This is a genomic window from Paraglaciecola psychrophila 170, assembly GCF_000347635.1.
In the GTDB taxonomy this organism is placed as follows: domain Bacteria; phylum Pseudomonadota; class Gammaproteobacteria; order Enterobacterales; family Alteromonadaceae; genus Paraglaciecola; species Paraglaciecola psychrophila.
This window is the reverse complement of sequence record NC_020514.1, coordinates 844,489-868,417: the sequence shown is the minus strand read 5'-3', so window position 1 is coordinate 868,417 and position 23,929 is coordinate 844,489. Positions and strand designations below refer to the sequence as shown.

Below are 23,929 nucleotides of genomic sequence, written 5' to 3'. Positions count from 1 at the left end.
CTAAATTAAACGAGTTTCCTCTGCTAATTTATTCACGTCAGCAATGTTTGTATAGGATTGGCGATTAAGCAACATGGTTTTGGCCATATTCAGAGCTTGAGTTTCTAATTTTGCTCTGAGTTTTTGATCTTCAAATTGCATGAAATCAGCAACTTTTGCGACGCCTAAAATTCTACGTATTATTTTACAAGCTGCAAAACCTAGAGTATCACTTAACACTTGTTGTAAAAATAGATGCCTAAACGCTTGATGACTGTCGCCTGACAGATCTTTGCCCATAAATGTACTTGCTAAAGACTGTTCATGTTCTGACCACAAAGATAAGAATTTTGCTTCAAATTTATACCAAAGATCGTCAATAGTCTGTAGCAACCAATGGCTATAATTGACAGATTCAGCCGATGAATTATGTGCATGTGAAAAGTAATTTAAGTATAAATTACCAATAAGGGCGCCAATATCAAATCCCATAGGACCTGCAAAAGAAAACTCGGGGTCAATCACAAAGGTTTGTTGCACATTCACCATAACTGAACTGGTATGAAGGTCCCCATGCAATAAAGCTTCTGGCTGGTTCATAAATATATACTTCATTTGTGCAACATGGGCTCTAACATCAGGACTTTTTTGAATAGAGTTAATAACCGACTGCGACAAGGCAGGGTTATAAGCATTCATTTCGTGATGCTCAAAAGGATAAGTAAACACAAAGTCTTCAGTAATTAGGCACATGTCCAGATTAGCACTTTTACTGACCATCGCTTTTTTATCTGCTGATCGTAAAGCAAAGTCTGATGAATAAAATAATGTCTCAGCTAGAAAAGTTGATAAGTCTTCTGCCAATCGAGGTAAATATCGTGCTTGAATTAGCTCTGTACGCAGAATTGTATGCTTACTGAGATTTTGCATGATAAGTACAGACAAACTTTCAGATTGATAATACACCTCTGGTACCATTTCTGGACACACGCTAGATTGATAATTTAAAGCTTGTATTTCTGCAGTCATCCTTTGACGTGACAACGGCCACTGTTCGCCTAACACTTTAATGTAGGGGGGAGCTTGCTTAACAAATACTGACTGGTTTACGTCTAACTTGTTGCTCACAACAAAGGCGTAATTCATATTACCATCGAGAATTTCCTGTACCTCTAGATTATCCACAGACGAAAATTTTTGACACACTTCAGGTAGAGACTGAAGATAAGTAACAAGATTAATTGGGGTTAATTGATAGTATTCCATTGAACGACTGCGCCCTAGATATAGTTTAATTTAATTGAATCAATTTCTTATTTAGAATTCACTGATTGTATGCCGATACTTTAATCCGGCAGATGTAATTGCAAGTAGCGCAGCATATTAGCTCCCATCACTTGCTTAATTTGTAGCTCGCTTAGTCCTAAATCTAACAGCGCTTGAGTTAAATAAATTAATTCAGATGTATCAAAAGGCACACTTGTTGCCCCGTCATAATCAGAACCAAGAGCAATATGTTTGATGCCGACTAATTCAATTCCATACTTAATGGCTTTAGCAATCTCGTTAACATTAGCTTCGCACACTGCACCATCCCAATAACCCACCGCAATCAGCCCCCCTTTAGCCGCAATTTGTTGCATTAACGCATCTGATATATTTCGTGCTGAGGCACAATGACCATAAAAACCAGTATGACTTATCAATAAAGGCTGACTGCTAAAAGCCAATGCGTCTTTAACCACTTTTTCAGATGAATGTGACACATCAAGCATGATCCCCAAATCTTGCATTTTTTTAATGCCTCAAGTCCAAACTCAGTTAAACCGGCACCACTTTCTCCGTGCAATGAGCCACCTAGCTTGTTATCAAAAAAGTGCTGCAAACTCATCATGCGAAAACCACTATCAAATAAACGCTGAATATTTTTCAAATCGCCGTCTAATGCATGAGAGCCTTCAGTGCCTAAAAGCATGCCTAATAATTGAGGGTTAGCTTGTCGTTGTAATATAAATTGTGAGAGATTTGATTTTGAAGTGATAAGCGAAACTTGCTGCGGAAATTCATTAGTCATCTCGAGTGCTTTACTTGCTTGAAATAATGCTCTTTCAGCTAAGCTGTTCCAAGTATTCATGGGCCAAAGACTGACCAATGCCAGTTTCGTAATATTGTCGTTGGCATCACTACTATTCGCCTCGTAATTAATCCCGTCTGGAGACTTAGTGACGGTTGTAAACATTTGTAACGCAACATTACCTTGTTGCAACCTTGGAATATCTACATGACCATAATCATGCTGATCCATTAAGTCTCTTTTCCACATTAATGAATCGCTGTGCCAATCGCCAATAAACAACTGCTCATGCAATGTCTTCGCTTGCTTGGATATCACAGGCAAAGTCGAATCGTGTAAACGGTTAGTCTGTTTATCCAATTGGGCCGGGAAAAACACAAAAAAGCAGATAAAGATAAGAGTGGCTATAAATGCAATGGCTTTAAATATAGTTTTTCTAGTCGGCATGGGAATTTATCTAAGAATTAATAATAGTGGGGACATACGATCTTAGTTCGTTGAATAAATGTCAAATTAAATCCTAAATAAGGTGACCACTTAGTACTTAACCCTCGCCACTAAAAAATCGACAGCAGCTTTAACTTTAGGGACTAAATATCGTTGTTTTTGATACAGCAAATAAACTGCCATATCTTTGTTTTGGCTGATTTGTACTCCTGGATCTAACGCTAACTCTAACAACTCTCCGCTTGCGAGGTAAGGAGCAGCGGCCCAACGTGGAGCCATCAAAATACCTTTTCCTTTTGCCGCCAACTCACGTAACCACGGCCCATTATTGGAAATGGCGACTTGTGGCGCAGAGACATCCTGCCATTGCCCATTTATATAGCTTAACCAAGGCGTAGGACCATTAGGTGTTCGAAAATATAATCCTTTATGTTGCTTCAATTCAACTGCATATTGCGGCCTCCCCATGTGAGCGAAGTAACTGGGAGCTGCCACTGGAATAAACTGGTTACCCATCAACTTGATAGCTAACACTCTTTCATTTGGTGCATAACCACCACGAATGGCGATATCGACTTCATCACGACTCAATGTAGATAACTCATCACTAAGGCTAACGTCAAGCACTATCTCAGGATACAGTTGACTAAACTCGTCAAGCAATGGCAGTAAAATACGTTCCCCAAATCCCACCATACAACTAATGTGTAACTGGCCCATGGGTTTAGCTTGATAACTGCGCACTGCTTCATTACTTTGCTCAAGCTGATTAAGAATATCGACTATTTGTGCGTAATAACTCTGACCCACTTCAGTTAATTTGACATTCCGGGTAGTACGCTTCAACAGCGAAGCGCCTAGGCTGTTTTCTAAATCTGCTACTCTTCTTGACAGCGACGATGGTGGCACCCCAAAAATAACTGCCGCTTTAGTAAAACTGCCCGTCTCTGCAACCTTACTGAAATACTTTAGCGCTCGAAATTGATCCATAATTTTATTAAATATTAATCTATGTTCTGATTGTTGTTTTTATAACAATAAAGATAGCACTTTTTGACTGTATATCTCGAGGTTTTATTGAGTAATACTAAGTTCACATACAATTTTGTATTACATCAATCACACACTGGAGATCCAAATATGAGTACATTCACTGCAATTAATCTTGTTGCACGACCCGATTCTGGCCCTATTAGTGCAGAAATTTTTGAAGTCGTACACAAACCAATACCTAGCGCTGGTCCAGGCCAGATCTTGGTTAAACAAACCCATATGTCCTTAGACCCAGCTATGGTGGGTTGGATGAGTCCTGATACAGAAAGTTATATCCCTCCTGTGGGTCTAGGCGACGTGATGCGCTCCTCGGGCATAGGCGAAGTGGTTGAAAGTAATCACCCTGACTTCACTGTAGGTGAGCGCGTAATGGGCATGATGGGATGGACAGAGTATTCTTTAAGCTCTGGTGAAGGTCTCAGAAAAGTACAGCCTGGACTAGATGCTGAAATGGTATTATCTGTTTTTGCTTTACCTGGGTTAACCGCAACTCAAGGATTATTCGGTTGTGGTCACCCAAAAACGGGCGAAACCATCGTGGTAAGCGGTGCTGCAGGCTCGGTAGGCTCTATAGTGGGTCAACTGGCTAAAGCTGAAGGGTTAACTGTAATTGGTGTCGCGGGCACTGCGGAGAAATGTGATTGGATAGTCAATGACTTAGGTTTTGATGGTGCTATTAATTACAAAACAGATGATATTGACGCAAAGTTAACAATGTTAGCGCCTAATGGCGTCGATATTTACTTTGAGAATACCGGTGGCCCGATTCAACAACACGTGTTCGATCACATAAATGCCCATGGTAGAGTGATAGTCTGCGGTATGATTTCTGATTACACTGCTGAAACCCCAAGTGCAGGCCCAAATTGGATCCCAATCATCAAAAAACGTATCACTATCCAAGGCTTTACCATGCCAGACCACTTAGCGCAGCTACCTGAACTAATTGCCAGGCTAACCCCCTACGTTATGCAAGGTAAAATTAAACATCGTAGCCATATCTTAAATGGATTGGAGTCTGCTATCGATGGCTTGAACTTGCTATTAACTGGTGGTAACCAAGGTAAGTTAATCGTTAAATTATAAAACTAAGGTCTGCCATCAAAGATCACAGACTAAGCTCTGTCATTTTTTGGGGGCAGACTTAAAATATTTTATCTAGCGTCATCATTTGAATTATATTCATACCAAAGCGGGTTTTTTATGGCTCGCTTTTATTTATTGTTGCCTGTAACAAACCAACCAGCTTATTAATAATCGGCATATTCGCATCTGGAAAGGTAAATTTATTTAAATCACTGATATGCACCCACAGACTTTGTTGACCTTCCTGATGATGTGCCTTGCCCTCAAACCCCTCTACCAAACGTACATCTAAACGTACCTTCTTATCACCATAATCGTGCTCTATCAGCATAAATGGGCTTTGTGCGGTCACCTGTATACCAATTTCTTCTGATAACTCTCTGACTAGCGCGTCTTCAATGCTTTCATTGGCTTCACGTTTACCCCCAGGGAACTCCCACTTACCGCCTTGGTGTAATTCATTAGCGCGTTTGCTAATGTAGATCTTGTTGTCGCATTTGATCACGCCTACTGCCACTTCGACTATTTTCATACTGTTGCTCTTTATTTAATAAAACTAATCCTTAGAAATAAAAAAGTCGGACATAAGCCCGACTTTTAATGGATTTTAAATCTTAGGTTAACTTAATTTACCATGGCACTGCTTATATTTTTTGCCAGAACCGCAAGGACAAGCATCATTTCGACCTACCTTAGGACCTTGGCGTAATGCAGCGCTTGGCTTTTCTGGCTCGCTCGCTGATTGATGCTCGAAGTTTTTAGGCGCATTATCTGCTTGACGTCTTTGTTCATCTACGGCTTCAACATCTTCTTGGGCTTTGACTTGTACTTTGCTCAAGATAGTCACGACTTCAACTTTTAACGCTTCTAACATCTCTGAAAACAGCTCAAAAGATTCACGTTTGTATTCTTGTTTAGGATTTTTCTGTGCATAACCACGCAAGTGAATCCCTTGACGTAGGTGGTCCATAGCAGCCAAATGTTCTTTCCAATGGCTATCTAAATTTTGTAGCATTACGGCTTTTTCAAATTGTCTTATTACTTCCGGCCCTACTACTTCTTCTTTTCTTTTGTATGCTGCAGATACTTCTTCTAAGACCCGCTCACGAAGTTTTTCTTCATATAACTTGTCATCTTCATCGAGCCATTTCTGTACCGGCATGTCAGTTAAAAATTCAGCTTTAAAACGTTCTTCTAATCCTGCAACATCCCACATTTCTTCTAACGATTGCGGCGGAATATATTGATCAAGTATGCCTTTAACGACGTCGTCACGAATCGCTTCGATGGTACCGCTAATCTCGCCTTCATCTAATAGTTCATTTCGTTGTTCATAGATAACTTTGCGTTGATCATTAGCAACATCGTCATATTCGAGTAGTTGTTTACGACTGTCGAAGTTACGACCTTCAACTTTGCGTTGTGCATTTTCTATAGCTCGAGTCACCCAAGGATGCTCTATGGCTTCGCCTCGTTCCATGCCTAAGCGTTTCATCATATTGCCCATTTTTTCAGAGGCAAATATACGCATCAACGCGTCATCTAAGGATAAATAAAAACGTGAAGAACCGGCATCACCTTGACGACCTGAACGACCACGTAATTGGTTATCTATTCTACGTGATTCATGGCGCTCGGTACCAATAATATGCAAGCCACCAGATGCTAAGACCGCGTCATGTGCAATCTTCCAATCTTCTTTGATTTTTTCAACTTTACTTGGCTTAGGATCATGAATTTTATCGATCTCAGCCTGCCAGTTACCACCTAAAACGATATCAGTGCCTCGACCAGCCATGTTAGTAGCAATCGTAATAGACCCGGGTTTACCAGCCTGGGCAATAATATCGGCTTCTTGCTCGTGGAATTTAGCGTTCAACACTTTGTGTGCGATTTTTTCTTTTTTTAGAATACCTGAAATTAATTCTGAATTTTCTATCGATACCGTACCTACCAAAGCAGGTTGACCGCGTTTTACACAGTCTTGGATATCTTCAACAATCGCTTCATATTTTTCTTCAGCGGTTAAAAAAATCAAATCCGCTTTATCAATTCGAACCATAGGTTGGTTGGTTGGAATTACAACCGTATCTAGACCGTAAATACTCTGAAATTCGAACGCTTCAGTATCAGCTGTACCTGTCATACCAGACAATTTATCGTATAAACGAAAATAATTCTGAAACGTGATAGAAGCTAAAGTTTGATTTTCATTTTGAATGTTGACGCCTTCTTTGGCTTCGACTGCTTGGTGCAAACCTTCTGACCAACGACGTCCTTCCATTGTACGTCCAGTGTGCTCATCAACAATGACAATATCGTTGTCTTTGACTATGTAATCAACATCTTTAGAGAAGAGTTTGTGCGCCCGTAACGCAGCATTTACGTGGTGTAATAAAGAAATATTAGCAGCCGCAAACAAAGACTCATCTTCAGGTAAAATGCCTTCACGCTGGAGCACTTGCTCTACAAATATCTGACCATTTTCAGTCAAGTGGATTTGTTTACCTTTTTCATCAATAGTGTAGTGACCGTCGCCTGTTTCACCTTCTTCATCTTCTTTTTCTTGCTTGACGAGCTCTGGAATAATCACATTGATTTTACGATACAGTTCCGAGCTATCTTCGGCCTGGCCAGAGATGATAAGAGGAGTACGCGCTTCATCGATCAGAATTGAGTCAACTTCATCAATCACAGCAAAATGAAGACTCTTTTGAACACGATCACCTGGGCTAAACGCCATGTTGTCCCGCAAATAATCGAAACCAAACTCGTTATTGGTACCGTAGGTAATGTCGGCTGCATAAGCATCTCTTTTCTGCTCATGATTCAAGCCTGGAATATTACAGCCTACAGTTAAACCCAAAAAGTCAAATAACGACCTACTCCAATCTGCATCTCGGCTGGCTAAGTAGTCATTAACGGTTATAACATGCACACCTTTGCCTGAAATAGCATTGAGGTATGAAGGCAAGGTTGAGGTTAAGGTTTTACCTTCACCGGTGCGCATTTCGGCAATTTCACCTTGGTGTAATACTTGGCCACCTAGCATTTGCACATCGAAATGACGCATTCCATACACTCGTTTACTAGCTTCACGCACTACTGCAAAGGCTTCGACCATAATATCTTCTGTGGTCTGTTCTTTGGTTAAACGTTCTCTGAATTCGCTAGTTTTGTCTTTAAGCTGTTCATCAGTTAAGGCTTCGTATTCAGTTTCTAGCTGATTAATAAGGTCAACGGACTTGCTCAACTTTTTTATTGTTCGGTCGTTACGACTTCCAAACATTTTGGTGAAAATACTAGAAAACATCGATTTACAGCTTCCAATCTAAATGATTAATAATTTTAATTGTGCACAAATAACAAACGATTTATGAACAAACCCGGTACTAAAAATAAAACAATCGGCATATAAGAGCCGATTGTCGTTAATATGTTGTTAACCCCTGCAAATTATTAGGAGCTTTTGCGATATACGTAAGGCAACGGATCCTGTTGTTTCCCTTTGCGTATGACCTCATAATGAACATGTGCACCAGTAGAACGGCCTGTGTTGCCCATCTCTGCAATAGTTTGTCCTTTAGTTACTACGTCACCAATCTTAACATTAAGTACTTTATTATGCCCGTAACGTGTAACTAAACCATCACCATGATCGATTTCAACTAATTCGCCATACCCATATCGAGAACCAGACCAAGTAATAATACCTGCACCAGTAGCCACAACTGGTTCGCCTTCTTTCCCTGCAAAATCTAACCCTTTGTGCATTGCGGGCAAACCACTAAATGGATCTTTTCGAATGCCATAATATGATGACAGCCATCCAGTAGAAATAGGTTTACCTTCTACTCTACTCTCTTCTCTTATATGGTCACTTAACATGATAGATTCAAGTATGTTGAGTTCTTGAGCTTTATTTTGGATTTTTTCAAGCATGCTTGTTATTTTTGACAAAAGTTCATCTTGTACTTGAATTTCAACTGAACTGCTGTCCAACGGTCCACCCATGCTAGGCATTTGATTAAAACTAAATTCGTCAGGGTTAAGCATAGCTTGCTCGACTAACCTTGAACCCAATGCATCTAAGCGTTGAATTTGATTCTGCATATCAGCTAGCTTTAGCATTACACCAGTCATTCGCTGTTCTGTAGTGGTTTTTAGCAAGCTGACTTCTTCAGCCTGAAGCACAAAGCCAGTTTTAGCATGCTGGATCCTAGCAATATTTTCTTCTGGAGAATGCGTAGAACGACTGGAAACTAAAAATAGCCCGCTGATTGCTAGTAAAGCCAGCAGCAATTTTTGCTTATCTATATTCAGCACAAAGCGTGCATTATTACTTCTAAACAGTAACGTTAATTTCATTACAATTGACTACCTTTTCAACATGGACTCAATATACCATTAAGTTTAATTCACCAAGAGATGTACTAATAGTATTTCTAGGTATACCAATCGCAACACTCTGCTGGATTTATATGCGTTTAAATATTCCGAGGAATACCTGTATCCGCATTTGATCAAAATTTGACGTAATTAAAATCAAGTATCAAAAACCGATTCTGGACATTAACATATAGCAGATTCGAATATCATTGATAACTATAGAAAAATCTATTTGGTTAAGCAGTAATCGAGTTGCCCAATGTGACAAAACAAGGGATCAATTTGTTAATAGTGGCGAAGCAAAGCGAATAGGCATCTCTTCTGGCGTGTCATAACCCACAAATTCCCAAGAGTCTTTACTATTTAACAATGCATTGAGCAATTTATTGTTTAATCCATGACCTGTTTTATAAGCAACTAGCTCACCAATAATACTGTGGCCACACAAATACAAATCACCTATAGCATCAAGTATTTTGTGTTTTAAAAACTCATCAGGATAACGCAAACCTTCAGGATTAAGAACGCGATATTCATCTAACGCTACCGCATTTTCCATGCTTCCACCCAATGCTAAATTGTGTGAGTTCATGTATTCAAGATCTTTCATAAAGCCAAAAGTTCGGGCACGACTAACTTCACCTACATAAGACGAGGAATCAAAATCTAGCACCATATGTTGACGAGTTTGACTGATAACTGGGTGTTCAAAATCAATCCTAAAGTCAACCCTAAAACCAGCATATGGGCGAAGCTCGGCCCATTTATCGCCGTCTTCGACCTTAATAGATTTATTGATCTTTATGAATTTTTTTGGTGCATTGATTTCTGCAATGCCTGCCGATTGAAGTAAAAAGATAAACGGACTCGCACTACCATCCATTATGGGTAACTCGTCACTGTCAACTTCTACAATAATGTTGTCTATACCTAACCCAGCTAAAGCAGAGGCTAAATGTTCAACGGTAGAAATTTTGACACCGGCAGCATTACTAATGCATGTACACAGCATAGTATCGCCTACAGCATCTGCGCAAGCGGGTATGTCCGCATAAGGCTCAAGATCAACGCGACGAAATACGATACCCGTATTCGCTGGCGCTGGCCGGAGAGTCATAGTGACCTTGTCACCTTTATGCAGACCGATACCTGTCTCTTGCACAGATTGTTTAATAGTGCGTTGTTTTATCATAACCTTTAGCTTAATGGAATAAAAAGCGGCACGCATAGTACTAAGTATACTTAGCATTGTCAAAAAACTGTCATATTTAACACAATAGCAAACACCAGCCGACTTTATGACAGATTTTTTACTAAATAATTCACTTTATTACTCAGTCTGCTTGCTTGCGCAAAAATGCTGGAATATCCAAATATTCCAAATCATTGCCTTGCACCGTTTTTTCTTCACTAGCAACCGTTTTTGAAGGTTCTGGCATCACACTTGCGCTTGGCATAGCGTGCGACCCATTAGCCTGCAATTTAAACTCATTACCGTCAGCAACCACTTTACTAGCTCGATTAGATACCAAAGAAATGTCTGGTTTCTTTTCAGCCCCAATGCCTGTTGCTACAACGGTAACGCGTAATTCGTCAGTCATATCCATATCGATTACGGTACCCACGACCACTGTTGCGTTTTCGGACGCAAAGGCTTTAACCGCATTACCTACGGTTTCAAACTCATCAATAGAGAAATCAGGCCCAGCAGTGATATTGACCAAAATACCTCTAGCACCAGACAAATCGATATCTTCTAATAAAGGACAAGCAATCGCACTTTCTGAAGCTTCTTCTGCACGGTCTTCACCCGACGCACTGCCATGGCCCATCATTGCGGTACCCATTTCAGACATAACGGTTCTGACATCGGCGAAATCCACGTTAATCAGTCCAGGACGTGTAATAAGCTCTGCAATACCCTGTACTGCACCACTTAAAATATCGTTAGCAGCACTAAATGCTTGTAACAACGGCGTACCTTTGCCCATCACTTTAAGTAATTTTTCATTCGGAATGGTGATCAATGAGTCAACGTATTTAGATAACTCTTCGATGCCTTGCTCAGCAAAATCGGTACGTTTTCTACCTTCAAACGGGAAAGGTTTAGTGACTACAGCCACAGTCAAAATACCCAATTCTTTAGCTATTTTGGCTACTTCTGGTGCTGCACCTGTACCTGTACCACCCCCCATGCCGGCAGTGATAAATACCATATCAGCGCCTTCAAGTGCCTGACGTATGGTTTCTCTGTCTTCTTCTGCAGCTTGGCGGCCGATATTAGGATTAGCGCCTGCACCTAAACCTTTGGTCACACCAGAACCAATTTGCAATGTCACATTTGCAGAAGAACTGCGCAACACTTGTGCATCTGTATTGATGGCAATAAACTCTACGCCTTCAATATTCTGTGCCACCATGTGCTCTATCGCATTTCCGCCGCCGCCGCCAACGCCAATCACTTTAATTACAGCTTCTTCGCTATGACTATCCATTAACTCAAACATTTTCACTCTCCGGTTTGTACATAAAAGCAGTCAGGAGTTCATCCTTGCCTGCTGCCCATTTTTTATCGTTTAAAAGTTTGTGTTTATAAATATTCTTAAAACTCACCTTTAAACCAACTTTGAATTCGTTGCCACACCCCTTCACTAACCTTGTTTTTCATCGCTAGTTGACTTATGACATGCTCTTTTCCGTATTGCAGAAGACCTACCGCTGTAGCAAATTTTGAATCTTCGACATATTCAGACAACCCTTTCATTCCCAAGGGTTCACCTACACGAACCGGCATTTGAAAAATTTCTTCTGCAAATTCAACCGCCCCTTCCATTTTTGCCGTACCACCTGTTAATACTATACCAGCGGCAATTTGCTCTTCTAATCCACTGGCACGGATTTCATCATGTACCAGTTCAAACAACTCTTGATAACGAGGCTCGATCACCTCGGCTAATGTATGCCTTGACATAGCTCTTGATGGCCTACCGCCAACGCTATGAACTTCGATATTTTCTTCCATACTGACCATATCTTTTAGAGCACAGGCATGTTTAATTTTTATCTCTTCAGCATGGCTAATCGGTGTACGAAATATCTTAGCGATATCGCTGGTAATTTGATTTCCTGCTGCTGGAATCACCGCAGTATGACGAATAGCGCCATCAGTATAAATTACCATATCAATAGTACCGCCACCGATATCGACTACACACACACCTAATTCTTTTTCATCGTCAGTCAATACAGCATAACTAGATGCCAATGCTGAAAAAATCAGTTGGTCAGCAGTTAATTCACAGCGTTCTACACATTTGACCAAATTTTTGGCCATGTCATCGGCACAGGTAATAATATGCGCCTGCGCTTCCATTCTAACGCCTGACATACCGATAGGATTTTTAATACCTTCTTGTACGTCAATCGTAAATTCTTGTGGTAATACATGTAACAAGCGGCGTTCGGCAGCAATAGGCACAGAACGCGCAGCATGAACTACGTTGTCTACATCTTCCTGAGTCACTTCCTGATTATTAATCGGTACCATGCCACTTTCGTTCTGACATTTCACATGGCGTCCCGAAATTGCCATAAACACCGAAGAAACGCTGCAGTCAGCCATCAATTCCATTTCGTGTATGGCACGCTTAACGGATTGCACCACAAGATTAAGGTCGTTCACGCCTCCCTTATCCATACCTTTAGATGCATGACTACCCACACCCACAATGCTAATAGAGTTGTCATTTAATAACTCACCCACCACGGCTTTAACATTACTGGTGCCTATGTCTAAGCCAACTATTAGCTTTCTTTCTGTACCCTTAGACATATTGTTCAACTCTGACACTCATCGCACTCATCCCACTCATTACAGTTAACACACTCACGTTAATTTAATCTCTTATTATTCAGTTGTTATCTTGCTTTTATTTATGCAGCTTTAACAAAGGTTTTCCAGCCTACGGCTAAACCTGTGTCATAACGCAAGTCAACATAATCCACCTGTCTGTCTTGTTGCGAAATTAGCGGTAATAAATCCACAAATCGCTGTAATCTGTCAATAAATTCAGTGCGTCCTAAATTCAATTTAATCCCATTGTTCAGTTCAACATTCCAAGCAAAACGTTCGCTTAAAAACATTTCTACAATATATAAATTGGACGTCTCTAATAATGACTGCATATTACGGTATCCCTGTAATACGGTCTGTTCACTTCCACCTGGTCCATATAAATTAGGCAGCGTTATTTTCGAATTCAGCTCGTCACTACTAATTTGCGCATCAAATGCGTCACCATATTGATTAAGCAACATATCGCCATTCCAAACAGCAGAAGGTTGTTGCTCAACCACAAAAATTTCTAAACCACTAGGCCAACGTTTTCTAACCGACGCCCGGTAAACCCATGGCATAGCTTCAACCGTTTGATGGGTTTGATTCACATCTAACTCAAAAAAGCTTCCTGGTTGGGTTCGTTTTATCAACATTTCTATATACTTAATATCAATAAAAATGAGTTCACCTGAAACCACAATATCTTGCACTGGCGCTTGTTGTTCATCTTCTAACCAAGCATTAAGTTTGACTACCGCAAAAGCTAACAAACTCATCAAACAGATAAAAAACGTCAATCCCATCAATAAATGAGAATTTTTACGAAGATTAACTAATTTGGGGAATTCGCTCATTGAGTCATCTCACCACATCCGCTGTTGCCAGAACAGACAAAGACAATTCAGCAAAACTTAAACCAGCCTCTTTAGCTGCCATTGGCAATAAACTTTTTTCAGTCATGCCTGGCACCGTGTTCGCTTCTAACAAATAAAAACGACCAAGTTTATCTTGCATAAAATCCACCCGCCCCCAACCTGATCCAGCCAATGCATCAAATGCATCTAGTGCTAACTCACCCAACATGATTTCTAACGCATCGGGCAAACCACTGGGGCAACTATACACAGTGCTATCCGCTTGATATTTCGCTGCATAATCATAAAAAACACGGGGAGTGGACATACTAATCGATGGCAGAGCTTTGCCATTCAGTATGCTAACGGTATATTCAGAACCATGAACGAATTGTTCTATCAAGACCTTATCATCGTATTTAAACGCGTCTTGAATGGCTATTTCTAGTTGTAGCGCACTATTCACTTTCGCCATACCTATGCTAGACCCTTCCTGCGCAGGTTTGACCATTACCTCATTTCCCAGTTCAGCCATTATAGCCTTGCATGATCCCGCATCAAAGCTTCTTTTATCAGCTATTTTATAAATAGCTGTAGGAAGTCCCAAACTTTGCCACACCTGCTTGCTGCGAATTTTATCCATACACAACGCAGAGCCTAAAACACCACTTCCAGAATAAGGTAAATTAAGCTGCTGCAATGCCCCTTGGAGTGAACCATCTTCACCACCACGGCCATGTAACATGATCACCACACGCTCAAACTTTTCAGCCAATAGCTGGGTTAAAGGCTGCTCTGCAGGGTCGAAAACGTGAGCGTCAACTCCCATTTCTAACAACCCGCATAGCACGGCTTTACCCGAATTCAGTGATACCTCTCTTTCAGCAGATGAGCCGCCCAACATGACCGCGACTTTTCCATAGTCTTTAGGATTCATGTTTGGGTAAATTAGTTGCTGCTTGCTCACTGCTCTAACCCTTTACTTAGTAATGTGGGTTCTAATTTACTAGTTTGTAGAAACTTGGCGATTTGGCCAATGTTGCCAGCACCTTGTGTCAACACAATATCTTGATCGTTGAGGCTTTCAGATAACAATTTAGGTAGTTCCGTAATATTTGACACGTAAATAGGCTCGAGTTGTCCACGTTGACGAATTGAACGGCATAATGAGCGGCTATCTGCACCATCAATCGCATCTTCGCCTGCAGAATAAACTTCGAGTAAGAGCAGTACATCTACCTGCGACAACACTTTAACAAAGTCTTCATACAAGTCTCGGGTTCGCGTAAAACGGTGAGGCTGATAAGCCATAACTAATCGTCTGTCTGGCCAGTTATTTCTAGCCACGGCTATAGTGGCTGCAACTTCTGTTGGGTGATGTCCATAATCATCGACTAAAATAGCCTGCCCTTTGGAAGTGGCGTAGTCACCCAAAATTTCGAAGCGTCGTCCAATTCCAGAAAATCCAGCCAACGCCCCCACTATATATTTATCTTCTAGTCCTTCATCACTTGCAACGGCAATAGCAGCTAGAGAATTCAGCACGTTATGCTGCCCAGGGATGTTAACCCTGACAGTCAGTGGCGGTAAATTTTCTCGCAACACATCAAAGGAACTTTGATTAAAACCTAAATGAATATTGACTGCGCGCACATCGGCTTGCTCAGATACGCCATAGGTTATGTATTTTCGACCCACCCTTGGTAACAACTTTTGAATTACCGGATCATCAATACACAACACAGCTAATCCGTAGAAAGGTAAGTTATGTAAAAAATCAATGTAGGTGTCCTGCATCTTCTGGAAATCACCTTGGTAAGTTTCCATATGATCTGCTTCGATATTTGTTACCACTGAGACCATAGGTTGCAGATGCACAAAAGATGCGTCGCTTTCATCAGCTTCGGCGATAAGATATTGGCTATCACCTAATCTAGCATTAGTACCTGCGCTATTTAGCAAGCCGCCAATCACAAAAGTAGGATCGAGTTTAGCCTCTGCAAAAATAGTTGAAATTAAGCTAGTCGTCGTGGTTTTTCCGTGGGTCCCCGCAACGGCAATACCATGGCGAAAACGCATCAATTCAGCCAACATTTCCGCTCGGCGTATCACTGGAATGCGCTTTTCGTTAGCCGCACTTATTTCAGGGTTGCTTTGGTCAATAGCGCTGGATACCACCACTACGTTTGCTAACTCAATATTACTCGCAAGGTGTCCAAAATAGATGGTAGCCCCCAGTTCCTCTAATCTTTGGGTCATACCGTTCGCCTGACGATCAGAGCCAGAAATATTATAACCTTCGTTAAGTAATACTTCGGCAATTCCGCCCATGCCCGCACCACCAATGCCCACAAAATGGATATGTTTAATCCTACGCATCTCAGGCACATGGTAATGGGCTGGAGTATCTGTCTTCATTTTTCTCGCTCGCTTAATTTAATACAACAATGCGCAACATCTTTAGCGGCATCAAAACGGGCAACGGTCTTGGCACGTTTACCCATTTCTATTAGTGTATTGGGTGATTGCACATATTTTTGCAGTAATGAACATAGCTGTTCTACTGATAGCTCACTTTGAGGTAACAAATCAGCTGCTTGTAACTCGACTAAAATTTGCGCATTTTTCGTTTGATGATCATCTACCGCGTAAGGTAAAGGTACAAAAATTGCCGGCACACCAGCTGCTGCCACTTCAGCCACAGTTAAGGCCCCCGCTCGGCAAATCACCAAATCAGCCCAAGCATACGCTGCCGGGATATCGCCGATAAACTCGGTGATTTTATAAGAGTCTTCGGCAATACCTTGTTGGGTATACGCGGTTTTTACTGTGTCTAAATGCCCAGCCCCAGTTTGGTGATGAACATTAATCTGTTTTATATTAGCCAGCGCCAAAGGCACTGTTTCATTTAACACCTGCGCACCTAGACTTCCACCAACTACCAATAGATTAAGAGGTAAATCAATGGTGTGTTTTTCCGGTAAAATTGCAAACTCACTGCGCACAGGATTGCCAACCCAAGCATATTTACCAGTTTGGTTTAAGATTTGCTCTGGAAAGGTTTTATCAAACCCGGTTAGTACTTTTTTAGCGAGTCGCGACAACAGTTTATTTGTCAACCCTGGCACCGCATTTTGTTCATGTAAGATCAGAGGTAATCGATTAAACCAAGCCGCCACTCCACCGGGTCCACTTGCAAAGCCGCCCATACCAATCACTACATCAGGTTTAAATTGTTTAATCACCTGATGAGCTTGTATGGTTGCTTTAATAGTTTTGAAGGGTGCTAGTAATAAAGTTGCAATTCCATTTTTACGCACCCCAACTACATCAATAAAACTGATCGGATAACCCGCTTGCGGCACAATCTGGGCTTCCATACGGCCAGATGTACCCAACCAATGAATTTGCCAGTTTTGAGCAACCAGTTCAGAAGCGACAGCTAAACCTGGGAAAACATGGCCGCCAGTGCCGCCAGCCATAACCAGTAAACGTTTAGTCATGAAGACCTCCAACTTTTGCATTGGTTGATGACTCTAATTGAGACTCATCAATTACATCCTCGATAACCATGTTGACTTCTTGTTTTGCTTTTCTGACTAAGATTCTTTTTTTACCTTTCGCAGCGCCCGCTTTGTTGATGGCTTGAATACCATCGACCCGCATTTCAAAATCGATACGTATTAAGATGGCCACTGCGACTGACATGACTATTAGACTTGAGCCGCCGTAACTGAGTAAAGGAAAGGTCAAACCTTTAGTGGGTAAGACACCTGCACTGGCACCTACATTGACCGTTGTCTGTAGACTAAACCAGATACCAATCGAATAAGCCAAATAAGCTTCAAATGGGCGCTCTCTGCGTAACGCTGCATTCCCCATTGCCATGGCTTTCATAACAATAACTAGCATAATGACTAATACCGTTAAAACGCCTGCAAAACCAAACTCTTCAGCCAAGATAGCCATAATAAAATCAGTATGAGCTTCAGGTAGGTATTCGAGCTTCTGTAAACTATTTCCTAAACCTTGGCCGAACACATCACCACGACCATATGCCATCAATGATTGAGTCAGTTGATAACCGCTACCAAAAGGGTCTGCCCATGGGTCGAGGAAAGATGTAATACGTCGTACTCTATATTCTTCAAAAACAATGAGTAGCACCACCGCTAAAGTACCAGCAATAGCTAAACTAAAAAATTGCCAAAGTTTAGCACCAGCTAAAAACAATAGGCCAATAGTGGTAAACAGCATAACCACTACAGTGCCTAAGTCGGGTTGTAATAAAAGTAACAGGGCGAGGGCAAAAAACACCACTAAAGGTTTGATAAAACCTTTTAGATTGTCCGTCACTTCTTCGTGCCTGCGCACTAAATACCCTGCTAAGTAACAGAAGAAAAACAACTTGGCAGGTTCTGCGGCTTGTATAGTTATGGGTCCTAAGACCAACCAACGAGTACTGCCATTTACGCTCCGACCTATGACCAATACTGAAATCAATAAAACCACAGTTAGCAGTAGTAACCACACATTACTCATACGCCACCAGCGCATCGGTATTTGCATAACAATCATGGCTGAAATCATCGCCAGCACCACATAAATTCCATGGCGAATAGCAAAGTGAAATGGATTACCAAACAGTCTATCTGCTACCGGCATTGAGGCTGACGTCACCACCACTAACCCTATCGATAACAAAGCAATAGCTAGGAGTATCAGTGAGTGATCATATGGCTGAATATCGGCTTTTATAGGTGCCTGTGTTTCGTCATGCTTGGACATAAATAGTTGTTTAATAGAATTGATCTTGTTTTCAGTTATTGAACTCATGCTGGTAGCGCCTTCACAGCATCGGCAAAACAGTCGCCGCGTTGCTGGTAACTAACAAACATATCTAAACTGGCACAAGCAGGTGAAAGCAATACAACATCCCCTACCTGACTGTGTTTAGCCGCTACCAAAACGGCTTCTTGAATGGTTTGTACCTTAATATTATCTGGGTGCAAACAGGCGATTTTATCACCGTCTTTGCCAAGGGTTATCAGTAAACCTACAGATTGAGTTAAACATTCGGCCATCACAGAGAAGTCTGCCCCTTTGCCCTCCCCGCCTGCAATCAGTATCAACTTGCCTTTAATATTACTAACCAAACCATTAATAGCAGCTAAAGTAGCACCAACATTGGTCGCTTTAGAATCGTTGATCCAACGTACATTATTTAACATGGCCACGGTTTGGCATCTATGTGGCAAACCGCCAAATTGCTGCGCGCCTTGACGAATACTGTCATCGTCTATGCCAAACACTTTAGCCAAGGCAGCGGCAGCTTGTATGTTTAACATGTTGTGCGCGCCCACTAATAAACAATGTTTACTGTCTAAGAAAAAGTGTTCATCTAGCAAGATATTGGCTTGCTCTTTATCCCAAGAAAAACCGCTGCTACTTTGTGATAGACCATACGTCATGGTGGCTTTTGCGTTAATTGGATAGGATAAAATATCTTCTCTATTACACACCATAAATTGGCTGTTTTGATATATGCTGAGTTTAATTTTCTGGTACGTTGCTAAGTCACCATGGCGGTCTAAATGATCTTCGGTAATGTTTAATACCGTCGCCACTTGTGGCATCAAGGAATAGGTGGTTTCTAATTGAAAACTGGATAACTCAAGCACAATAACATCGGCCGTTTGCTCTAACAAATCCAGAACAGGCACACCTATATTACCGCCCATCAAAACTTTTTTACCGGCTGCTTTACACATATCCGCAACTAGGTGAGTAACTGTAGACTTACCGTTTGAACCGGTAATAGCTATTACCGGACAACTATTAAACTGCGCGAATAACTCAATGTCTCCAATCACATGCACACCAGCTTCAATAGCTTGCTGAATAGCCGGAGTATTTACATCAACACCCGGACTGATTATTATCAAATCTGCTGCAGTCAATTTACGTGTATCAAACATACCTAAAATCAATGGTACATCTAAGCTAAGTGTTAATTCACTGCGGCTATCCATGGCAGTCACCTTGGCGCCTTTAGTTAACAAAAAACGCACGCAAGATAAGCCCGTAAGGCCCATTCCTACTACAACAGCATTTTTATTAACTAACGAAAACTTTTTCACTTTTTCTTCATGCTCCCTTTGACGTAATCAATGTAATCAACGTAATTTCAAGGTGGCTAATCCCACTAACACTAACATCAGAGAAATGATCCAAAAGCGCACGATAACGCGCGGTTCAGGCCAGCCTTTAAGTTCATAGTGATGGTGTATTGGCGCCATTCTAAAAATACGTTTACCACGCAATTTGAACGACCCAACTTGTAAAATAACCGACAATGTTTCAACAACAAATATGCCGCCCATAATAAATAAAACGATTTCTTGGCGAACGAGTACAGCTAATATCCCTAATGTTCCGCCTAATGCTAAAGAGCCAACATCGCCCATAAAAACTTGTGCCGGATAAGTGTTAAACCACAAGAATCCTAAACCAGCGCCGACTATCGCCGTGCACACAATCACTAACTCACTGGTAAGAGGTAGATAAGGTATATGCAGGTAAGCAGAGAAATTGATATTACCTGTTACATAGGCAAATATGGCAAAAGCCCCTGCAACCAAGATAACAGGTACAATTGCTAGCCCATCCAAACCGTCAGTCAGATTCACTGCGTTACTTGTTCCAACAATAACGAAATAGGTAACGACCATAAATAACATGCCCATTTGCGGCATAACGTCTTTAAAAAATGGTAATAACAGAGCCGTTTCAGCTGGATTTTGTTGGCTTGAATACAAGTAGAAAGCGACAGCAATAGCAATCACTGATTGCCAAAAATACTTCCAACGAGCAATTAAACCTTTGGCGTCTTTACGGATAACTTTACGATAATCATCCACGAAACCGATGGCACCAAAACTCACTAAAACAAATAAAGTGACCCATACGTACCTATTGGTCAAATCACTCCACAACAACACACTAGACACAATGGCGGCCAAAATAAGCAACCCGCCCATAGTCGGTGTACCTGATTTTGCCAAATGGGATTCTGGGCCATCGTCACGAATAGTTTGGCCAATTTGCATGCGCTGCAACCAACGGATCATTTTTGGTCCGATAATCACAGCAATAAGTAAGGCGGTTAGAGTGCTTAATATCGCACGCAAAGTCAAATACGAGAATACTCGGAAGCCCGTATCAAACTGCTGTAACCAGTCGGCTAACCATATCAGCATGCCATTCGCTCCCTAAACCGTTCAAGCTTTCCCAATGGGGATTCCTCCAAGGCTTTGACTACTAGTTCCATTCGCGCACTGCGAGAACCTTTAACCAAAATGCTAATATCACATTTTTCTGGCATTGTTTGTTGGTTAATACATTCAACCATCTGTTCTAAGCGACTAAAGTGGCGACCGTTATCGGTAAACACATCACTAGCGCTTTGACTTAACACACCCAGTGTATACAGTTTATCAATACCTTTTAGTTTGGCATATTCTCCGACTTTTTCATGGTAATAACGAGCCTTTTCGCCCAGCTCAGCCATATCACCAAGTACTAATATTTTTATGCCTGCAAAACTAGATAACAAGTCGATTGCCGCATTCACAGAGCCTACATTCGCGTTGTAGGTGTCATCTAAAATTTTCACCTGATTGGTCAGTTGTTTCACATGCAAACGACCCGCAACATGAGGCATAGTTCGCAAACCATCACGTACATCTTCTAGAGTAGCTCCCACGTGTAAAGCCAACGAAGCAGAAACCAAAGCATTACTCACATTATGTGCACCAGGTAAAGATAGACTGATAGCGATGCGCCCAATAGGTGTGACTAATTCAAATTGCGCACAGCCGTCCAAACCCAGAATAATGTTTTCTGAATATACATCGGCTTGTTTTGACGCAGAAAAGGTTTGTACGTTATTATACTTAAGTTTACCCATCCAATAATCCGCAAATTGACTATCTGCGTTGACTACGGCTAAGCCTTCTTTTTCAGATAAACCTTTAAATATTTCGCTTTTTGCTCTTGCCACTCCAAGCAAACTTCCAAAACCTTCTAAGTGTGCGGCAGCAGCATTAACGATTGTAGCAACATCAGGTTTAACTAAATTACTGGTGTAAGCAATTTCACCTAAATGATTGGCACCCATTTCAATGACAGCAAACTCATGTTGCTGCTCTAGTCTTAGCAATGTCATTGGCACACCAAGGTCATTATTCAAATTACCTTTGGTGGCCAGTACCTTGCCACGATGCGATAAGATAGCGGCAACCATTTCTCTGACGGTTGTTTTACCACTACTACCAGTAATACCCACTGTTTTTGGTGCAACTTTGGCTTTCACCGCAGCGCCCAATAAACCTAAAGCGATAGTGGTGTCTGCAACCAAAATATAGGGAAGCCGAGTTTCAACCTTACGTGATAAAATCAACCCAACAGCACCTTTATCTTCAGCTTGTTTGACAAACTTATGCCCATCAAAATTGGGGCCTTGTAGAGCCAAAAACAGATCAGTAGGTAAAATACTTCTAGTATCAGTACTGACACCTTTGATGATCAAATCCTGCTTATGTTGAGCTATTAACTGCCCATTAACCTGTTCAGCCACCCAGGATAGTGAAACCGGGATCATACTGTTTTCCTCTCTTGAAAAAGTGCTACAAAATGGCGTTCATCATAAGCCAGTGTTTGATTACCTATGATTTGATAATTTTCATGACCTTTACCAGCGACTAAAATAATGTCACCTGCAGCAGCTTCTGCGGCAGCTGTCTTGATCGCCGTTTTTCGATCATGTTTAGTCAGGATCTGCTCTGGATTAATACAACCGGATAAGATGTCTTGAATAATGTCTCTAGGATTTTCACTGCGTACGTTGTCATCGGTTAGAATAACCCGATCGGATAATCGCTCGGCAATTTCGCCCATCAACGAACGTTTACCCACGTCACGATCGCCACCACAACCAAAAACACAGATTAATTTTCCATGACAGTGTTGTTTGCTGGCTAACAGGGCTTTTTCTAAAGCGTCAGGAGTATGCGCATAATCAACCACAATAGTTGCGTGGCCTTGACGCCTATACAACTCCATTCTTCCGGCAACCGGTTTTAGTTTTTGTACGATATAAGCAATTTGTTTTAGGTTTTACCCAGGCATAATTGGCAGCAAATAGCTGCTAACACATTAGCTACATTAAATTCAGCTAATAGCGATAGACGTAACTCACAGTCGCCCCAAGAAGATTGCACCGACAACGCGATTCCCTCAGCGGTATAGCGTACATTATTCGCCACACAGTATTGATATTTAGTGGGCATATCTGCGGCGCTAATATTCTGCCCATAGAGAACAACAGACGATGTTTCAGGTATGTTTGCCAACCAATTCTTATGTTCAGGATCATTGGCGTTAAGGACCACATAGGCCAATTCTGGTTGTGACAGCAACAGCCTTTTTGCCGCAGCGTATTCAGCCATTGAGCCATGATAATCGAGGTGGTCACGGCTTAAATTAGTAAACACTGCAATATCAGTTTTAACGGCTTTGATGCGATTTTGTACGAGTGCATGAGATGATGCTTCTAATGCAACTTGAAATGCACCTTCAGCGACAAATTCAGCCAACAAGCGTTGTATACTGATAGCATCTGGTGTGGTGTTAACAATATTGTCTAGTATCTGAGTGTCAGTAGATGATGAGTATATACCAGCACCTAACGTGCCAATTGAAGCCGCTCTTTCACCCATCAAATGCGCTAGCTGACTAATTAACTGTACCGTAGAGGTTTTTCCATTGGTGCCGGTCACTGCTACTACTGACATTGAATTTGCAGGGAATTGATAAAAATATCCAGCTAACTCTGATAGTTTTTCAGGTAATTGATTAAAATATATGATGACACTTTGTTCGCGCATTTCTACAAAACCATGCCGAGTTTTATCATCACATTGTGCCACGATCACTTTTGCACCCAAACTCACCGCCTGAGGAATAAAATCTCGTCCGTCCAAAGCGTGACCAGCAACAGCGATGAATGCTTTATGAATTGCCACGTCTCTGCTATCCAGAACCAGGTCACTTATCATTATATCTGGTGCATCGATGCCAAAATGCGCCAATAACGGCTTGATGCTTTGATAAAACGCCTCAGGGAACTGTTTGTTAATGCTTACCATA

The 23,929-nt window shown here is 41.4% G+C and carries 17 protein-coding genes and 2 pseudogenes; 1 reads left to right on the top strand and 18 read right to left on the bottom strand.

Annotated elements, in window-relative coordinates; all coding sequences use genetic code 11:
* The 3 genes and pseudogenes from mtnK to C427_RS03815 all read right to left on the bottom strand — a co-directional run bounded on the left by mtnK (window position 1) and on the right by C427_RS03815 (window position 3,490).
* Window positions 1-1,245 carry an S-methyl-5-thioribose kinase gene (gene mtnK, locus C427_RS03825; protein ID WP_007640804.1) on the bottom strand — a complete coding sequence of 415 codons (1,245 nt, stop codon included), beginning with the start codon at window positions 1,243-1,245 and terminating at the stop codon, window positions 1-3.
* An 80-nt stretch (window positions 1,246-1,325) separates the two neighbouring features.
* Window positions 1,326-2,284, bottom strand: a pseudogene (locus tag C427_RS03820) (dipeptidase).
* A 306-nt stretch (window positions 2,285-2,590) separates the two neighbouring features.
* Complete coding sequence (locus C427_RS03815) at window positions 2,591-3,490, bottom strand: LysR family transcriptional regulator (protein WP_007640802.1); 900 nt, start codon at window positions 3,488-3,490, stop codon at window positions 2,591-2,593.
* A 150-nt stretch (window positions 3,491-3,640) separates the two neighbouring features.
* On the opposite strand from C427_RS03815, the gene C427_RS03810 reads away from it, so the two are divergent.
* Window positions 3,641-4,639, top strand: a complete 999-nt coding sequence (locus tag C427_RS03810; protein ID WP_007640801.1) for an NADP-dependent oxidoreductase — start codon at window positions 3,641-3,643, stop codon at window positions 4,637-4,639.
* A 115-nt stretch (window positions 4,640-4,754) separates the two neighbouring features.
* Here C427_RS03810 and mutT read toward each other — a convergent pair whose 3' ends face one another.
* From mutT to murE, 15 genes and pseudogenes are all read right to left on the bottom strand, one after another.
* A complete protein-coding gene (gene mutT / locus C427_RS03805; RefSeq protein WP_007640799.1) occupies window positions 4,755-5,171 on the bottom strand; it encodes an 8-oxo-dGTP diphosphatase MutT in 417 nt (138 codons plus the stop codon).
* Window positions 5,172-5,258: 87 nt separating this feature from the next.
* Window positions 5,259-7,952 carry a preprotein translocase subunit SecA gene (gene secA, locus C427_RS03800; protein ID WP_007640797.1) on the bottom strand — a complete coding sequence of 898 codons (2,694 nt, stop codon included), beginning with the start codon at window positions 7,950-7,952 and terminating at the stop codon, window positions 5,259-5,261.
* A 146-nt stretch (window positions 7,953-8,098) separates the two neighbouring features.
* Window positions 8,099-9,007 (bottom strand): M23 family metallopeptidase, encoded by a 909-nt coding sequence (locus C427_RS03795; protein ID WP_007640795.1) that lies wholly within the window; start codon window positions 9,005-9,007, stop codon window positions 8,099-8,101.
* Between the two features lie 298 nt (window positions 9,008-9,305).
* A complete protein-coding gene (lpxC, locus tag C427_RS03790; RefSeq protein ID WP_034899879.1) occupies window positions 9,306-10,220 on the bottom strand; it encodes a UDP-3-O-acyl-N-acetylglucosamine deacetylase in 915 nt (304 codons plus the stop codon).
* A gap of 142 nt (window positions 10,221-10,362) precedes the next feature.
* The gene (gene ftsZ, locus C427_RS03785; RefSeq protein ID WP_007640791.1) at window positions 10,363-11,535 is read right to left on the bottom strand and encodes a cell division protein FtsZ; all 1,173 of its coding nucleotides are present in this window, start codon (window positions 11,533-11,535) and stop codon (window positions 10,363-10,365) included.
* A 95-nt stretch (window positions 11,536-11,630) separates the two neighbouring features.
* The gene (gene ftsA / locus C427_RS03780; protein ID WP_015430431.1) at window positions 11,631-12,860 is read right to left on the bottom strand and encodes a cell division protein FtsA; all 1,230 of its coding nucleotides are present in this window, start codon (window positions 12,858-12,860) and stop codon (window positions 11,631-11,633) included.
* 101 nt (window positions 12,861-12,961) lie between these two features.
* Window positions 12,962-13,720, bottom strand: a complete 759-nt coding sequence (locus C427_RS03775) for a cell division protein FtsQ/DivIB (RefSeq protein WP_007640785.1) — start codon at window positions 13,718-13,720, stop codon at window positions 12,962-12,964.
* Between the two features lie 4 nt (window positions 13,721-13,724).
* A complete protein-coding gene (locus tag C427_RS03770; RefSeq protein WP_187292398.1) occupies window positions 13,725-14,657 on the bottom strand; it encodes a D-alanine--D-alanine ligase in 933 nt (310 codons plus the stop codon).
* A 26-nt stretch (window positions 14,658-14,683) separates the two neighbouring features.
* Window positions 14,684-16,138: a UDP-N-acetylmuramate--L-alanine ligase gene (gene murC, locus C427_RS03765; protein ID WP_007640777.1), complete on the bottom strand. Its 1,455-nt coding sequence runs from the start codon at window positions 16,136-16,138 to the stop codon at window positions 14,684-14,686.
* Window positions 16,135-17,223 carry an undecaprenyldiphospho-muramoylpentapeptide beta-N-acetylglucosaminyltransferase gene (gene murG / locus C427_RS03760; RefSeq protein ID WP_007640775.1) on the bottom strand — a complete coding sequence of 363 codons (1,089 nt, stop codon included), beginning with the start codon at window positions 17,221-17,223 and terminating at the stop codon, window positions 16,135-16,137. Before murG ends, murC begins: the two co-directional genes overlap by 4 nt.
* Window positions 17,216-18,556 carry a cell division protein FtsW gene (gene ftsW, locus C427_RS03755; RefSeq protein ID WP_015430430.1) on the bottom strand — a complete coding sequence of 447 codons (1,341 nt, stop codon included), beginning with the start codon at window positions 18,554-18,556 and terminating at the stop codon, window positions 17,216-17,218. Before ftsW ends, murG begins: the two co-directional genes overlap by 8 nt.
* Complete coding sequence (murD, locus tag C427_RS03750) at window positions 18,553-19,860, bottom strand: UDP-N-acetylmuramoyl-L-alanine--D-glutamate ligase (RefSeq protein ID WP_007640771.1); 1,308 nt, start codon at window positions 19,858-19,860, stop codon at window positions 18,553-18,555. Before murD ends, ftsW begins: the two co-directional genes overlap by 4 nt.
* Before the next feature lie 36 nt (window positions 19,861-19,896).
* Window positions 19,897-20,979, bottom strand: coding sequence for a phospho-N-acetylmuramoyl-pentapeptide-transferase (gene mraY / locus C427_RS03745; protein ID WP_007640769.1), 1,083 nt, complete (start codon window positions 20,977-20,979; stop codon window positions 19,897-19,899).
* The gene (locus tag C427_RS03740; RefSeq protein WP_007640767.1) at window positions 20,973-22,382 is read right to left on the bottom strand and encodes a UDP-N-acetylmuramoyl-tripeptide--D-alanyl-D-alanine ligase; all 1,410 of its coding nucleotides are present in this window, start codon (window positions 22,380-22,382) and stop codon (window positions 20,973-20,975) included. Before C427_RS03740 ends, mraY begins: the two co-directional genes overlap by 7 nt.
* A pseudogene (gene murE, locus C427_RS03735) lies at window positions 22,379-23,928 on the bottom strand (UDP-N-acetylmuramoyl-L-alanyl-D-glutamate--2,6-diaminopimelate ligase). The gene C427_RS03740 and the pseudogene murE overlap by 4 nt, the downstream one beginning before the upstream one ends.
* Between the last annotated feature and the right edge of the window lies 1 nt (window position 23,929).

Bases quoted from the DNA above. Each gene is read 5' to 3' on its own strand.
- mtnK (WP_007640804.1), bottom strand. From the start codon at position 1,245: ATGGAATACTATCAATTAACCCCAATTAATCTTGTTACTTATCTTCAG.
- C427_RS03815 (WP_007640802.1), bottom strand. From the start codon at position 3,490: ATGGATCAATTTCGAGCGCTAAAGTATTTCAGTAAGGTTGCAGAGACG.
- C427_RS03810 (WP_007640801.1), top strand. From the start codon at position 3,641: ATGAGTACATTCACTGCAATTAATCTTGTTGCACGACCCGATTCTGGC.
- mutT (WP_007640799.1), bottom strand. From the start codon at position 5,171: ATGAAAATAGTCGAAGTGGCAGTAGGCGTGATCAAATGCGACAACAAG.
- secA (WP_007640797.1), bottom strand. From the start codon at position 7,952: ATGTTTTCTAGTATTTTCACCAAAATGTTTGGAAGTCGTAACGACCGA.
- C427_RS03795 (WP_007640795.1), bottom strand. From the start codon at position 9,007: ATGAAATTAACGTTACTGTTTAGAAGTAATAATGCACGCTTTGTGCTG.
- lpxC (WP_034899879.1), bottom strand. From the start codon at position 10,220: ATGATAAAACAACGCACTATTAAACAATCTGTGCAAGAGACAGGTATC.
- ftsZ (WP_007640791.1), bottom strand. From the start codon at position 11,535: ATGTTTGAGTTAATGGATAGTCATAGCGAAGAAGCTGTAATTAAAGTG.
- ftsA (WP_015430431.1), bottom strand. From the start codon at position 12,860: ATGTCTAAGGGTACAGAAAGAAAGCTAATAGTTGGCTTAGACATAGGC.
- C427_RS03775 (WP_007640785.1), bottom strand. From the start codon at position 13,720: ATGAGCGAATTCCCCAAATTAGTTAATCTTCGTAAAAATTCTCATTTA.
- C427_RS03770 (WP_187292398.1), bottom strand. From the start codon at position 14,657: ATGAATCCTAAAGACTATGGAAAAGTCGCGGTCATGTTGGGCGGCTCA.
- murC (WP_007640777.1), bottom strand. From the start codon at position 16,138: ATGAAGACAGATACTCCAGCCCATTACCATGTGCCTGAGATGCGTAGG.
- murG (WP_007640775.1), bottom strand. From the start codon at position 17,223: ATGACTAAACGTTTACTGGTTATGGCTGGCGGCACTGGCGGCCATGTT.
- ftsW (WP_015430430.1), bottom strand. From the start codon at position 18,556: ATGAGTTCAATAACTGAAAACAAGATCAATTCTATTAAACAACTATTT.
- mraY (WP_007640769.1), bottom strand. From the start codon at position 20,979: ATGCTGATATGGTTAGCCGACTGGTTACAGCAGTTTGATACGGGCTTC.
- C427_RS03740 (WP_007640767.1), bottom strand. From the start codon at position 22,382: ATGATCCCGGTTTCACTATCCTGGGTGGCTGAACAGGTTAATGGGCAG.